Source organism: Sporosarcina thermotolerans (genome assembly GCF_042658975.1).
Taxonomy (GTDB): Bacteria; Bacillota; Bacilli; order Bacillales_A; family Planococcaceae; genus Sporosarcina; species Sporosarcina thermotolerans.
The window spans coordinates 46557-61642 of the sequence record NZ_JBHSRM010000015.1; the positions used below are offsets into that span (position 1 = coordinate 46557).

16 protein-coding genes are annotated in these 15086 nt (G+C 41.2%); 3 read left to right on the top strand and 13 right to left on the bottom strand.

Annotated features, from left to right (window positions below; all coding sequences use genetic code 11):
• Positions 1 to 11 precede the first annotated feature (11 nt).
• Positions 12 to 863, bottom strand: coding sequence for an STAS domain-containing protein (locus ACFPZG_RS13270; RefSeq protein WP_317940959.1), 852 nt, complete (start codon positions 861 to 863; stop codon positions 12 to 14).
• 125 nt (positions 864 to 988) lie between these two features.
• On the bottom strand, positions 989 to 1789 hold the full coding sequence (locus ACFPZG_RS13275; RefSeq protein ID WP_317940960.1) for a 3D domain-containing protein: 801 nt from the start codon (positions 1787 to 1789) through the stop codon (positions 989 to 991).
• A gap of 205 nt (positions 1790 to 1994) precedes the next feature.
• On the opposite strand from ACFPZG_RS13275, the gene ACFPZG_RS13280 reads away from it, so the two are divergent.
• The gene (locus tag ACFPZG_RS13280; RefSeq protein WP_381427636.1) at positions 1995 to 2102 is read left to right on the top strand and encodes a hypothetical protein; all 108 of its coding nucleotides are present in this window, start codon (positions 1995 to 1997) and stop codon (positions 2100 to 2102) included.
• Positions 2103 to 2183: 81 nt separating this feature from the next.
• Entirely contained in the window at positions 2184 to 2387 is a 204-nt protein-coding gene (locus ACFPZG_RS13285; protein ID WP_283734051.1) for a hypothetical protein, read from the top strand.
• Positions 2388 to 2638: 251 nt separating this feature from the next.
• Here ACFPZG_RS13285 and ACFPZG_RS13290 read toward each other — a convergent pair whose 3' ends face one another.
• The 9 genes from ACFPZG_RS13290 to ACFPZG_RS13330 all read right to left on the bottom strand — a co-directional run bounded on the left by ACFPZG_RS13290 (position 2639) and on the right by ACFPZG_RS13330 (position 11280).
• A complete protein-coding gene (locus ACFPZG_RS13290; protein ID WP_283734050.1) occupies positions 2639 to 3241 on the bottom strand; it encodes a response regulator transcription factor in 603 nt (200 codons plus the stop codon).
• Positions 3238 to 4356, bottom strand: a complete 1119-nt coding sequence (locus ACFPZG_RS13295) for a sensor histidine kinase (protein ID WP_283734049.1) — start codon at positions 4354 to 4356, stop codon at positions 3238 to 3240. The genes ACFPZG_RS13290 and ACFPZG_RS13295 overlap by 4 nt, the downstream gene beginning before the upstream one ends.
• Positions 4357 to 4358: 2 nt before the next feature.
• The gene (locus ACFPZG_RS13300) at positions 4359 to 5096 is read right to left on the bottom strand and encodes an ABC transporter permease (RefSeq protein WP_317940962.1); all 738 of its coding nucleotides are present in this window, start codon (positions 5094 to 5096) and stop codon (positions 4359 to 4361) included.
• Positions 5097 to 5996, bottom strand: coding sequence for an ABC transporter ATP-binding protein (locus ACFPZG_RS13305; protein WP_317940963.1), 900 nt, complete (start codon positions 5994 to 5996; stop codon positions 5097 to 5099). It abuts the gene before it with no gap.
• A 191-nt stretch (positions 5997 to 6187) separates the two neighbouring features.
• Positions 6188 to 7267 carry a ribosome small subunit-dependent GTPase A gene (gene rsgA, locus ACFPZG_RS13310; RefSeq protein ID WP_283734584.1) on the bottom strand — a complete coding sequence of 360 codons (1080 nt, stop codon included), beginning with the start codon at positions 7265 to 7267 and terminating at the stop codon, positions 6188 to 6190.
• A gap of 219 nt (positions 7268 to 7486) precedes the next feature.
• Positions 7487 to 8167, bottom strand: coding sequence for a VanZ family protein (locus ACFPZG_RS13315; protein WP_381427586.1), 681 nt, complete (start codon positions 8165 to 8167; stop codon positions 7487 to 7489).
• 145 nt (positions 8168 to 8312) lie between these two features.
• Positions 8313 to 9386, bottom strand: coding sequence for a metallophosphoesterase (locus ACFPZG_RS13320; RefSeq protein WP_317940965.1), 1074 nt, complete (start codon positions 9384 to 9386; stop codon positions 8313 to 8315).
• 312 nt (positions 9387 to 9698) lie between these two features.
• Positions 9699 to 10181 (bottom strand): NUDIX hydrolase, encoded by a 483-nt coding sequence (locus ACFPZG_RS13325; protein ID WP_317940966.1) that lies wholly within the window; start codon positions 10179 to 10181, stop codon positions 9699 to 9701.
• Positions 10182 to 10290: 109 nt separating this feature from the next.
• Positions 10291 to 11280, bottom strand: a complete 990-nt coding sequence (locus ACFPZG_RS13330) for a YecA family protein (protein ID WP_317940967.1) — start codon at positions 11278 to 11280, stop codon at positions 10291 to 10293.
• A gap of 251 nt (positions 11281 to 11531) precedes the next feature.
• On the opposite strand from ACFPZG_RS13330, the gene ACFPZG_RS13335 reads away from it, so the two are divergent.
• Positions 11532 to 11912: a helix-turn-helix domain-containing protein gene (locus ACFPZG_RS13335; protein WP_283734043.1), complete on the top strand. Its 381-nt coding sequence runs from the start codon at positions 11532 to 11534 to the stop codon at positions 11910 to 11912.
• Positions 11913 to 11953: 41 nt separating this feature from the next.
• On the opposite strand, the gene ACFPZG_RS13340 is transcribed toward ACFPZG_RS13335, so the two are convergent.
• Both ACFPZG_RS13340 and ACFPZG_RS13345 read right to left on the bottom strand, forming a co-directional pair.
• Positions 11954 to 13753, bottom strand: a complete 1800-nt coding sequence (locus ACFPZG_RS13340; RefSeq protein ID WP_317940968.1) for a sulfatase-like hydrolase/transferase — start codon at positions 13751 to 13753, stop codon at positions 11954 to 11956.
• A gap of 135 nt (positions 13754 to 13888) precedes the next feature.
• Positions 13889 to 14812, bottom strand: coding sequence for a polysaccharide deacetylase family protein (locus tag ACFPZG_RS13345; RefSeq protein ID WP_317940970.1), 924 nt, complete (start codon positions 14810 to 14812; stop codon positions 13889 to 13891).
• Positions 14813 to 15086: the final 274 nt, after the last annotated feature.

A 15086-nucleotide genomic window follows, 5' to 3' on the forward strand; every position in this document is an offset into this window, starting at 1 on the left:
TCTTATTTGTTTTATATTGTTGTTTCTTTAAACATAGTCTTTAAGGCTAATTGCAATGAACTCGTTGTATGGATTTTAGAGAAATCCAATCCTAATTGGACTGAAGTTTGTGCGATTTCTGGCCTGATTCCTGTTATCGTCGATTCAATACCAAGCAAGCCAAGAACCTGGGTAAGTTGATAGATATGATTCGCCACCATTGTATCAAGAATGGATACTCCTGATAAGTCGATGAAAAGGTTGCTTACATCAAGCTCAGTACATTTATAGGGAACGTAGTCCGATATGGACTGAACCCGTGTCGTATCGACATCTCCTATAAGGGGCAACACACCAATTGAAGAATTCAGCTTAATAATTGGCGCGTTCAGTTCTTCAATCAGGCTTTGTTGTGCATCTAATCTGTTATTCATCAAGTCATCGTATCTCTTTGAAAACTCTACCATTAGTTCGTCCAATGCCTTATGAATGGTAATGCCCCAGCCCATGATGTCCGAACGAAGAACCCTCTCCCCTTCTCTTTCAACAAATTGCTCAATATAGAACCAATATGTCGATCTAAGCTTAGAAAGTGCATCTAAGACTTCAAAAATTGGTGTATTGGTATTTACTCTACTTTCTGTAATAACTAAAGCCCAATTTATTTTATTTTTCTGAAACACGCTGCAATCATTTAACAAACTGCTTGCGACAGTCAGATTGGTCAATGTATTTTGTTCACTTATTAGCTTTTCAGCCCACTCACCCGCGTTTATTGAGTAAATGGATCCTTTCAGGTCTTCTCGATCCAATAGCCATTTCTCAGTTATCAAGTCTGTATTCTCGCATAAGAAATTGTAAAGCTCACGGTTCATATCTATCATAATAATTCCCCCAATTTTATGCCCTTTTAGATAATTGTACCATACAGAGAAACTTGAATCAGTTATGACTTATTGGAATTAAAAAACACGCATTGGGGGACAATTGACTCCCAATGCATGTCTACTTAATTCAAAACTATAATCTTTACTTTTTTTACTCCCCACTCCATAGCGCTGTCATAGGAAGGGATGAAGACATCAATTCTATGTCCTTTTATAGCTCCTCCAGTATCTCCCGCAATCGCCTCACCATAACCTTCAACCCATACTTTTGTTCCAAGTGGAATGAGTTTCGGATCTACTGCAATTACTTTCTGATCTGGATTGGACCGTAAGTCAATTCCAAATGCAGTCGTTCCTGAACAACCTGCGCAATACGCTGTGTATGCAGTAGCAGTAACAATAAATTCGTCCCCAACACTTGCGGGCGGTGTTGAAATTGAGGCTTGGAATGCTGGTTCCTTTGGTTCTTTTGATTCCGGGACTGTTTCAGGTGTGATCGATGCGACTTGGACAATCCCTACATCTTCAACAGATTTCCCCCCACCAACCACCAAGACTTCCCCCGGATGGATTAGATCACCGGTTATGTCATTCCAACTCATTAGCTCAAGAAGAGAGACATTATGATTCATCGCTATCCGAAATAGATTGTCCCCCTCCACTACCGTATACGTTTGGGGTACATCATCCAAAATCTCAAGCGGTGGATAAATATGTGGTATTTCCCCCGCCAATAACTCCATAAATGGAACGTCATTTTGGATAGTCTCTATATCTTCAACAGATTCTTGCGTTTCAAAATTGACACTAACTATGTCCCCTTTAAATTCTGCCTGTTCTGTTGAGCTGACTGGGGCTGCTTCAGCTAAAACACTATAAGAAAATGTCAGAACAACAGTTAAAAAAATCATTTTCATTTTCATTGGAAAGTAGTTCTCCTCTCTTACAATTTCCCCCATCCTGCCCCAAAACTTTTAAAATCAAACATATTCTTTAAAAAAGAAAGTATAAAAAATGCTAAACAAGAAATTGATTGGCATTCTGCAACAGTTATAGAGGTGAATGTTTTGTTTATCTTTCTGTAAGAGAGGGCAAATTAATAAATAAAAGGAGCGTAATAAAATGAAAATAGGAAGATTTATTAAAACAGCTATTAAATGGGCTCCAGTCGTTTATCCGATTGTACGGAAATTACTTTCCAAAGGAAAAACGACTGCGGCGTCGCGTAGACGATAGACGTGTTGGGAAGCCTTTTGTGGATAAATGGGGCTGATATTGCCATCCTATTGGTGAGTACACAATGGGGAGGCAGTGAAGATGTCAGAGTTGAAAAGCAACATGTCCAAAAAAGATCGAAAGGATATCGACTTTCGCTATTTGGCGCATCCCGAGGGAATTCCTTCTGAAGGAGTGAGTTTATTTGATATGCACGAGGACATGCAAACAGTAGATACCATTAACTTGGATGATCAGAAGGAAGATTTACGTAAAGAGCGGATTCATAAAAATCCGCGGGGATAAAAAAACAGACTGCGACCATCGAGTTCCGATGATCCGCAGTCTGTTTTATTTATGTTTTTCACAAACGCTCGTTTATCTCTGAATCCGCTCGTTCTTTTGTAGAAGCGCTCGTTTATTCCAATATCCGCTCGTTCTTTCGCGGAAGCGCTCGTTTATTCCAATATCCGCTCGTTCTTTCGTAGAAGCGCTCGTTTATTCCGATATCCGCTCGTTCTTTCGTAGAAGTGCTCGTTTATTTCTTTAACCGCTCGTTAAATCCATCCTTTTTCTCGGCAGATGGAGATTGCCTCTACTTTATTTTTCGCTTCAACTTTTTGCAGGATTTCGGACATGTAGTTGCGAACAGTGCCCGGTGATAAAAAAAGCTCTGCGCCAATCTCCTTCGCTGTCATTCCGTCAGCAGATAGTTTTAACACATCTTGCTCCCTATCTGTTAACGGATTCTCCTCATGATAGGAATTCATGATTAATTCAGCTGCAAATTCCCTTTTCCCTTGCATCACATTCCGGATTGCAACCGCCAAATCATCGATAGAACCATCCTTCAACATATATCCATGTACCTTCGCTTTAATCGCCCGCTCGAAATAGCCCGGCCTTGCAAATGTCGTCAAGATGATCACTTTGCATGAAGAGCCACATGCTTGTAATTCATCTGCAACTTCAAGCCCGCTTTTCAACGGCATTTCAATATCCAAAATGCATATATCCGGACCCAAATCACGAACAAGTTGCAATGCCTGCACACCATTTTCCGCTTGGCCTACTACCCTCATATCTTCCTCAAAATCAAGAAGCGTGCCCAATGCCCCTCGAAGAATACGCTGATCTTCAGCAATTACAATCCGGATCATAAAGCAACCGCCCTTTCCTTCGTCTTCACTACAATTGGTATGGAAATTTCGATCATCGTTCCACCCAAATACGACACATTCAGTTCTCCTTCAATTAATGAAAGTCGCTCGGCCATCCCCTTTAATCCATTGCCCCACGGACGGTCTGCGATTCCAATACCATTATCTTGAACTTCTATAGTGAGCCCAATTGAATCCTGTTGGACAGTCACCAAACATTTTGATGCTTTACTATGTTTTACAATATTGGTTGAAGCCTCGCGCAAACAAAGCCCCGCAATATTTTGTTGAAGCGGGGAAAGCTCCGTGATGACTTCAGGTATACTGCAATGAAATTCGATGTTTGCAGCCATCAAAATTTGTTCTATATGAACAAGTTCCTCCTCGATTGTGCTGACTCGCATATCTGCCACCAGCTCACGAACTTGTTGAAGTGCGGACCTCGATGTCTGCTCAATCCCTTTCGCTTCAGTCCTAACTTTATCGGGATGCTCGGCAATACGTTGAATTACTTGGCTTTGCAAAGTGATTAGTGACAATGTATGCCCCAATGTATCATGCAAATCCCGGGCAATCCGAACCCTTTCCTCTTGTTTAATAAGCGTCTTGATTTGTTCATTCGCTTCATACAATTGGCTTTTCAATTCCATTCGTTCATTCATATGTCTGACGCCGTATGGGGAAAGAATGATTACAACTATAAAAGGCAAGAGAGCAACAAAGCCAGAAAATCCATTGTGAAACCAAATCCAACCGGCGCATAGTAAAACGATACTCGCAAATAGCTTCAAGACTATATCGAATCTCTTTTTATCCTCAATCCAGCCGATGAAGTGAGACGTATAAAAACCTAAAAATATGCTGTATGGATCATAGAAGACAACGAAGATGACAGTGACTGCCACCTGAATGAATAGCCACGTGTAAAATTTCTTTATATGGATCGGTTGATAGCACTGCCGGTACGAAATAAAAAAAAGCAGTAACAGGACATAGCCGATTACCGCTTTCACTCCTACTTCTTTGTTCACTTGGTAAAGCGGCATCACCAGATAGACTAAAAATATATAAGGAATAAATCCAAACTTTTTTGGAAACACCCTAAAGTTCTTCATATTTACACCGCTTCCTGTTTCCTTCTGATATATATTGATACTACCATAAATAAAAGAAGATAGAATGCCAGTATTGCAATACTTTTAAATTCCGGGAATTGTCCTCGAATGATTCCCCAGGCGCCATTCCCATAATGGTATGCTGGTAGCCATGACCCGATTAGTTGAATCGTCTTCGGCATGATTTCCATTGGCATCCACAAACCGCCTGTAATCGCCAACGCTAAATAGACAATGTTACTCACGCCGGAAGCAGTATCCACCCGTTTCATCGTGCCAACAAGAACGCCCAACGCAAGGAACGGGAAGGATGCAATCATTATCCAAATGGCGCATAATATCCATTCCGCGAAAGTCATCCTGATACCATTCAGAATAATACCGGCTAAAAAAATGACACCTATCGAAAAAACATGAACCGCAGACTGACCAATCATCTTGGAGATAAAATAACTTGAACTTGGTAGAGGCGTCACCTTAATCCACGTTGTCCACCCTTCATTCCTTTCCTGAACCATCCGAATGCCAAGTGTCATAATCGCACTCCCCATTACACTAAATACCGCAATGGACATAAGGAAATGTTTATTCCACAGCTCCTGATCATCTACCCCTGTGTTAACGACTTTCGTGAAGATGAAATAGAATATGATTGGCATAAGCAGTGACCAAAAGACGAAATAAGGGTTCCGGAAAATCCGGATCATTTCAACTTTGCATTCATTCAAAAGCATCTTCATTCACGATACCCCCTGTTCGACTGTCAATTGTTCGAAAGCGTCTTCCAGTCTTCCTTTATCAATCGAGATATCCGATATTTGTAATCCCTCAGTGAACAGGGATGCTATCACACGATCGGTGTCTTCTGTCTGAATGACGATTCTTCCCTTCTCCTCTGAGATTACGGATATATGGTCCATTGTGAGAAACTGTTCCTTCGGGAATTCTTTCTGCACTTTGAATGAAACCGTCTTTTTCAGCAATCGCTGTTTGATCGTTGAAGGGCTGCCATCCGCTACCAATTTCCCTTTGTTGAATAAAAGAATTCGAGTCGCTGCATCATCCGCCTCTTGTAAATAATGAGTGGAAAATATCACGGTTTTTCCCGCTTCAGAAAGCTGTCGGACAGTTGCCCAAAACTCCCTCCGTGCGGTGCTATCCATGCCTACTGTCGGTTCATCGAAAAATACGAGATCCGGATTTCCTACCATTGCGAGGGCAAAACTGACGCGACGCTTTTGTCCGCCGGATAACTTTTCAGTTCTTTTCTTTAACTCATTTTCCCCGAGTCCGGTCAAGCGGATCATCTCTTCCAATGATAGCGGGCTTGGGTAATAGCTCCTGAATAAGGCAAGGACCTCTTTCACTTTCAACGCATCCATGAGACTAACTTGCTGAAGCATGACTCCTATTCGTTCCCGCACTTTTTGAACTTGTGGCTGCTGATTGAAGAGCGAAACTTTTCCTGAAGTCGGGTTCAGCAGGCCAAGCATCATAAGGATCGTTGTACTCTTCCCCGCACCATTAGGCCCAAGGATTGCTACGACTTCACCTTTTTTGATGGAGAAAGAGACATCCTCAACTGCTTTCTTCCCTTTGAATTCTTTTGTCAGATTTATAATGTCGATAACCGTTTCCATACGCTCACACTCCCTTACTACAATCATATGGAATTGTGAACATTACTTTCAGTATGCTCTGTCATAGAATGAGATGACAATTGTCATGAATAGTTGAGCGGTGGTAGCCTGCTTTGGACGCGCAAAGTAATTTTTCTATCATAAAAAAAGTAGCAAAGGAAGTTTCTCCTCTGCTACTGCACTACTTCATCTTACTTCTTCTTCGAAGGATGCTTTCGCATGCTCTTCGTTACCTTTTTCCATTTATCTCGTTCAGCTGCCTGCGCTTGACGGTTCATTTTGCGATCAAGAAAGGCAATCTCTTTTTGCAGTTTCACATAGTTAGCATAACGCTCCGCGGACAAAACACCTGTATCAAGTGCTTCCTGTATTGCACAACCTGGTTCCCCTATGTGACGGCAATCATTGAATTTGCAAGTCTCGGAAAGAGCCTCAATATCTTTAAATCCGGAGTCTAAACTTTCGCTTTCATTCCATAATTGGAACTCCCTCATCCCAGGCGTGTCGATCAGAACGCCACCCGTCGGTATCTTCAGTAGTTCCCTATGTGTCGTCGTGTGACGGCCTTTTGCATCATCTTCCCGAATGCCTTGTACCGCCATCGTTCCGTCTCCGCAAATCGCATTGACAAGCGATGATTTTCCGACCCCGGAAGAACCTAATAACGCCGCGGTCTTACCACCCTTTAATAAGTCAGTGAGCGGCTCGATCCCTTCACCAGTAGTATTGCTCACAGAATAAATATCCGCACCAGGTGCGATAATTTCTGCCTGTTCGATATAATACTGTGGGGCTTCACTTAGATCCTTCTTCGTCAGCACAACAACTGGTGTTGCGCCCGAATCGTATGCCGCGACAAGGTAACGTTCAAGTCTTCTTGCGTTAAAATCGTGATTCATCGACATGACAAGGAAAACGATATCGACATTCACCGCAATGATTTGCTCGGAAATTGTTGACCCTGCCGACTTCCTTGAAAAAAGTGATGTTCTTGGAAGGATTGCGTGAATGATGCCCCTATCTTCTCCGGGCATTCTCTCTACTAACACCCAGTCCCCTACCGCTGGGAAATCCCGTCTTTCAAACGCTGCATGTTGAAATGCTCCTGAACAGACGGAAAGCCATTCGCCTTCCTCAGTCATTACCCGATACATCCTTTTATGTTCAAGCGTGACACGGCCTGCCACGTAGCTGTCTGCTTTCAATTCATCTATTAGTGCATTGAAGTTCATTTCATGTGTTTCATTCCAGCCGTACTCTTTCAAATTAATCAAATGGTATTCCTCCTATTATGTTCGTGAATATAAAAAAGCATGGTTCCGGATCGGACACCATGCTTTCACGCGCATAACAGAATAGACATGCCTATTTGGCAAGTCTCGCGGGTGATGGAATGGGTCCGATCATTTGTACAATAGCCATATTGATTTTCGCCATAAAACATCACCTACTTTCTGAAAGTTGTTTTTATCATAACAAAGTGACTATTTTTAGTCAACAGTTTTTTCACGTACTGAAAGGATTTTCCATACAAGATAGACGCCATACCCAATAATTACACCGATTGTGTTCAAGATGATATCGTCAATATCTGTGCTACGACCGATGAAATATTGAGTGCCTTCGATGAAGCAAGTGACGCCAAATCCTATGAACAGGATTGATTTAAATGAATCCATCCTACTCCACAACAAAGGAATGAAAAATCCAATTGGTGAAAACACGAACATGTTGCCAAGAAGATTCACAAGCGAAACGCTGCTCCAGCCGCTCACATGTTCATTAACTTGAAAATAATTCAAAATCGTTCGCAACGGGATGAGATTGACACTCGATAGACGATTAATGCTATAAACATCAAAATAGAACTTTCCCGTACTCCCGTCCACGCTCAAACTCCACTTCGGAATAATAGTCTGGGAAGCAAGACCGACTAAGTAGAGGATGAATAAAGCAAGCAGCAATTCATGCAACTTGTTTACGGGAAGCTTCTTTCTTTTGATGATGATCGTTCGTATAAGTACGTAAATTGGCAGTGCAACAACCATATACGAGAGCATCTCTATGACATACATGCTAATTAACCACATAGCTTCTCCTTTTGACTTCGAATTCTTCTTATTAAACATGACGTAATCAAGCTTGGAGTTGTTCCATTTGATTTTTTTCACCTGTGGAAAATTATCGGTCACTTACCGAGGCTTATCGGTCACTATCAGGAAGTTATCGGTCACTTTTCAAGTTTTATCGTCGTTTCAGGACCTTTGACTCACACAAAAAAACTCCGACTGGCAAATGCCATCGAAGCTTTTAAAATTACAACAAACAATCCTTCGGAATCCAACCGACTTCTCCACTGCACAACTTTACTAATGCATATCCTTCGTGACAGTCATCAACTACGGAGACGGTCTCTCCTTTTTCAACAGATAAGAAGGTTGTGCTCAAATCATTTTTGCACATATTCTCTTGAATATACTCATTTTTAATCCACTGTTGAATTCCAAGATTCTTATTTTCACAAAGGGTGAAGTACTCACCTTTCTCTAAAACACGTATTTCATAGTTCGGATAGGTGACTGTTCCAACACGATTTGTTTCATCCACATGACTACGTGTAATAATATTCTCTTTCAATTCATCAACATATGTATAAGCAATATCGTCCCCGTTAATTATGAGCGCATTTAACTGCCCGTCTCTTTTAATTTGATTGCCGCCGTCTAAGGCAATTATCTTTTTCTCCAAATTGATGATTGGTGAGTTGGAGCTTGCAGTAGTAGCGCGGTAGTTGACGACGGGCCAATGTCCTACGATTACGGTTTTATCCGCTTGATGTTCTTTCTCATAAAACGATTGGGTATATAAAGCAAACTCATGACTCGTCCCTTTCCAATCGGGAATATCCTCAATCCCCGCATGGATGATAATAAAGTCTTCAGTTTCATAGGCTATTGGCAATTGGTCCAGCCACTCCAGTTTATCTTGAAAATGCTTTCGATAATGCTCCCCAAGTTCTTGAAGTGTCGCAAAATCCTCCAGCGCTTTCCCATGCCGTTCAAGCATTTCATTCAAAACGGAATGTTTTCGCTTCGTCATATAGTTTTTAATGCCTTCAACATTATTAAAAACATAATTATGGACGACATCGCAATTCCCTTTCGTGATAAACACCCGATCCGATTCTTCGCAAAGTTTTCGTGCAAACGCCACCGTCGATAGACTATCTGGCCCTTTTTCACATAGATCGCCATTGATGAATAAATAATCATCTGTCGTGTAGTTCACTTTCTTAAGCAATTGTTGAAACAGTAGAAGGTTTGCGTGAACATCGGACGTAATGATAACCCGTCTGTCCTTCTCCAATTTCAATTCCCTTATTTCGATCATAATACGATTTCCCCTTTTCTGAACGTTTATCAGAATTTCTATAAGAATGACTATACCATATGGAAATGAACGGCAAAAGGGTCCCACACAAACGGGACCCCTCGTAAAAAAGAAATGAAATCTTGCAAACTCGCTCTTTCGTCCATATTGTAGATAAACTTTCTTGCAAATAAGCATAAATTTGGATATTCACGCATAAACTCGGAAACTTGCGTATAATTCCGTGAAACTGCGCATAAATGTAATAAATTGCTCATAAATCGCCGCAAAGACGCATAAGGGAATTTATTCACGCATAAATGTCAACTTCACTTACACTTTCCTGCTCAATTTCACGTCGAATTCCGGATGTGTCACATATTCTTGGTATTCCACTTTGCCGTCGAACTTTAAATACTCCTCGATGCGAGCCCGAATCGCTGGCTGCTTAATATACTCGATCACTTCTTCCTTAGGAACCCACCTGCAATCCGTCGTTTCATCAGATGTGGATAATTCCCCGCCAATTGGCTTGCATGCAAAGTCGAACATCACTTTCGTAGGTACATCCGTCACTCCGTCATACCATTTGTAAATCGCAGAATTCGTATACACGCCTATCAAATGACTGACTTCCACATCGATGCCGCTTTCCTCTTTCACCTCCCGGATCAAGCCATCCATGAGGTTCTCCCCAACTTCAACCTGCCCACCCGGGAATACCCAGCCTCCATGATGCGTTTTTACGATTAATAAATTCCCTTCCCCATCTTCAACAAGCCCCCCACAGGCTACAATATGTGTTGGCATCGCCATGTTCCCATCCCCATTCTTTTAGATAATCCCTATACATTTATAATAGTAGCAATTCTCCACCATTAAAAAAAGCTTCTGATTCGATTATTCGAATCAAAAGCTAAAGATGTTAAGCCTTTACCACGTCACTATAATAAGCGTCCAATTCCTTATAATACTTATTCATGGACGAAGGGGACACTTCGAACCATTCAGCAATCTCTTTCAACGTCATGGACAACGGCTCGAAAAATGAATGTTCCTGTCCGAAACGGATAGCACCTGCCGCAATGGCCACTTCCTTCCTGGCATTTGGTTGTTGCTCCACTAAAAAGTCCTCAATCACGTCAAGTAATTTATTCGGATCCCGATCATGTTTTTCCAAAAACTCCATGGCTGATAATAAAACCCCGGATTCAAAATTTGTAAACTCTCCACCGGCATAGCCAGATTCACCGAGACTCTTCCAGAACTCTAAGGAATTTTCCTTTATAAATATGGAAACCAGTTCCTCTGGTAAATATCGCTTAGCAAATTCATTGATCACGTTCGTATGGTCTGTCGGGAAGAAAATTAGGCTTGAAACAGCTAAGTAGTGATTTTCATTCCCTGTTCCGTCAGGCAAGATGAAGCAGTATAAGTGAACGCCTTCCGGTACAGGTTTCTCTCCTTCACGCCGTAAACGGATCACTTCATCCGTAAAGATCATTTGAACGGTTATGTAAGCTTCATCCACTTCTTTTACTTCCCCGATAAATGCGCGGGGTTGCTGCCAAGCGTCAACAACTCGTAATACTGAGGGACGGACTATTTTCTTCTTCTGCTTATCCAAATATCCGAGCCAGATATCGGAACGATAATGGAAAAAGAATTCGTCCAAACAAATCGCTTCTATCATTTCCTCTGGTAAATACTTTTCTAAAGAGCTTTTCCATTCATTAGCTAACTTCAAGTAATCAGGTATATCTTTCCGTTCCGGATATTCTTCATAAAATGATTGCAGTACGCGCTCCAGTTCTTCCTTTTGAACCGTTTCAACTGAGACTGCTTTTTTTGATTGGCAACATTTCTTATATTTTTTACCGCTTCCGCAAGGGCATGGGTCATTTCTTCCTATCATTTGATACACTTCCTTTAAATATTTCAACTCTATAAGTTTAACATTTTTATTGAGTTTTCGACACAGTTTCATTTTACTGCTGTCGGTTATTTAAAAGTTAGTTGATTTCACATATGCAAAAACGTACAGAACTCCATCTCCATTTTCATTGCACATGTACGTTATATAGTACAAATATAAATCTTTGTAATTTATAAAAGGATAATAAATTCCCATAAATTACACTAACCTCATAGTTAGAGGTGATTAGCTTGACAACTTCATCAAACTTCATACGGCTTGTCGGAATCCATTTGCGTATGGTTAGGGAAGTAAAGGGGATTAAGCAAGAATGGCTGGCGGAGAAAGCGGGAATCGCCAGGGCAAGGATATCGGAGATTGAAAATGGGAAAGGCAATGCTACATTGGGTACAGTTGAAAAAATCATGGATGCTTTGGAAATCACACCGGTTGAATTATTTAACTTCCAAAATCTCTCGGATATCGAGGATATTACGGACAAAAAGTTACTAATCGATATCCATCGAACCTTGCTTTTGGAAAGGGATTTGAGTGAAATCCAATATGTGGTCAACACGACGAAAGACTTTTTACGGACTGTTGATAAAAAATCAGATTACGGAAAAAAATGAAAGAGCCTTGCACAATAATTCAAGCGTGCAAGGCTTTTTTTTCAACACTCCCGCTGCCCATTCCCACTTGTCGGGGTAAGTCTCTTCTGCTTGGCTTGTTTTTCAAGAAGTTTTAATAATGTATGTTGGATAAACTTTGTTTCCGGTGATGCGTACTTTGGATTTGCAAGGTTTTTTTCCTCATATGGATCTGTAGTAACATTGTACATTTCATATTGTACTGGCACGGGTTCCGTTTTGGTTGTGGTGATGGAAAGTACAGCCTCGCTAGTATCCGAAATTGGGAAAGTCCCTTTCGTTACCGTAACTTGATCCTCTACATTGGGATCGCTCCAAAATTGAGGATTGTCATAGTAACGGGATAGTTTCCATTTTTCATCGCTATGATTTTTTCCCGTTTTCAATGTAGTGATCACGGTCTCTAAGTGATTTGGTTGAGTAACAGATTCGTAAGGCTTTCCTGTTAATGTTACTTGATTCAACCCTCTTGAAAACTCATCATCTGTCATGAAATAGAGCGGTTCATTCGAACGCGAAAACTTTCTCTTCCCCTCTAAAACCGGTGTTAAATCGCGCCCTACTAGTGGATGCACCTCCGTATGATCCCGCTTAAGTCTATCCTGAACATAGTCAATCGGAATATCTGCTAGCCCTAATAATGTAGGAATAATATCAACATGACATGTTAACATATCTGTTTGTTCTCTACCTGAAAAGAGTTTCGGATTATGGATGATCAATGGGACATGTAAAGATTCCTCATATGCATTATGCCATTTCTGAAACAGTCCCCCATGCGAGCCTAACAAATCCCCGTGATCTGATGTAAAGACAACAATCGTATCTTCATAAAAAATGGATTTACGGAGCGCATCGAACACTTTGAACATTTCATCGTCAACTTCTTTTTGGAGTGAAAAATAGAACTGTCTAAGAAAATCTGTATCGAATGTCGGTTGCAAAGCCAATTGGTACGTATCCCGATAACTTTTCTGAGCTGACGGTTTTGTTTGAAGACTTTCATCCGCAGTTGGAGCGGGAGGAATTATTGGTACGGAAGGATCTATTTTAAAGTTGAAGGTCGGTAGGAAACGGGTGAATAATCCAAGTAAAACGATATCATGGGGATTTACGAAAGACGAGACGATAAGCCATGGCTTACTCTCCTCTGTATACCCCTTTTCTAAATCACTTAATAGCGACACGACTTCTTTAGCATAGATTACATCCCGGCCACTTACACCCATCCCTGCGGAGGAGCCGGAATTCCTTGGATCACTTCCATGAGGTTCGGGACCTATCCATCCTGAAAACCCAAATGATTCAAGACGATCTGCTCGCTCATATATCCGTGAATTCTTCGGATTCGGTACACCTGTATTCGTGCCATAGCTTGGCAATGAATCATGTGTACCCGGTATCAAGATGTCTTCTTCAGATATATGCCATTTTCCTTTCCAAAAGGTGCGATAGCCTGCAGTTCGGAAGTAATCACCAAGGGTCGGAACAGTATTTGGGTCAAGCCAAAACATATCAGCATCAAACGACCCCTTTGCAGCACCCGGCGTTTGGGTTACGCCATGTAGGGACGGATACTGTCCTGTAAACAAGGTCGCCCTACTGGGGGCACAAGCTGTACTCCCAATATAATGATTGGAAAAACACATTCCATTATCACGAAGAAGTTCTTGTGTTTTCAAATGCGTTTTCCTCCATTGGCTCAGTTCTTCATTCTCATAGACAAGCGGGAAACGCTCTTCATCAACAATGATGAAAAGGAAATTTGGTTTCTTTTTATGTCGGTTCAAGCCATCGGACTGATTCATAGATTCTTGCGCCAATTTTACACCCTTTCTATCCTATAAATGTTGCTCTTCTATTTTATGTACGACTTAAGGAATGGGTGCATCGCCTATTTGGCATGGGATTCATAAAAAGAAAAAGCCCTACATCGAATGTGGGCTTTGTGTGTAGCATCATTCTATCCTTTTTTCACTCATAAGATCATTTACTGTTCCAATACGTAGTCCTTTAGAATTTATTTCCCTAATCATCCTATCCAAGCCTTTGGCTACAGGATCAGTTGGATGCATAAGAATCATCGCGCCGTTTTCCACCTTGGAGACAACTCGATTGACCATTTCAGTAGGCTCAGGTTTTCTCCAATCAACCGTATCAACCGTCCATAGTATCGTTTTCATCTTCAGCTCATGCGCTACATCTACAGTTTGCTGATTGAAGCTCCCACTTGGAGGTCCAAACCATTTCGCTTGAACGTTCAAGGTTTCAAAAATGACATCATTTGTTTTTGTGATTTCTTCCATTGTCTCGGCCTTCGAACGTTTCTGAAGATCCGGATGACTGTACGCATGGTTTCCTATTTCATGGCCTTTTTTATAAATCATTATAGCCAGATCTGGATTCGCTTTCGTCCAACTTCCATCAAAGAAAAATGTTGCTTTCACTTCATGTTCATCTAAAATTTTGAGGATGGGTGGGATAAATTCATTGCCCCAAGCTACATTAATGAGTAGTGAAACCATTGGTTTTTCGGGATTCCCTCTGAAGATTGGTTGAGGCTCCAAATCGTCCAAATGAACGGCAGGTGGTATTTCCTCAAAAACGAGCATTGATTCATCATATTCGCCCGCCTTCTTCATCTTTTTATAACTCGCTTCAACATCAACTCGTAGTCCATTGTATCCCGGGATAGCCTTCCATACTCTATCAATTTTCGCATCAATTGGTTTTACTTCATGCTGCTCACTTTTTGACTGTATCTCTTTATATAATTCATCCTTCTCCATCTTTGAGTTAAGAAAAGCAGCTTTGTTTGGCGTCGCAAAACTTAACGCCACTATGAAAATGAAGACAAGAAGTAGCCAAGCTTTTTTCGTCATAGCAAGTCCTCCACCTTTGATATGTTGGCCTTAAGATTCCCTTGCATTCGGGAACTATACTTGTCCCCAATGACAGTTAATGGCTTTACCCGTCGCGTGAAAGAGATTATTTAATAGGCCAAGTTATAGCGGTGCATAACCCCGCCGACTGTAGAATAAAGTTGAATATACCATGCAAAGGAGTGATTGAATGGCGAAATGCAAAAAATGTGGTGCGGATAAATCTAAATGTAATAATTGCAAGAAGTGCTGAAAAAAATACTTAGTTGATCAA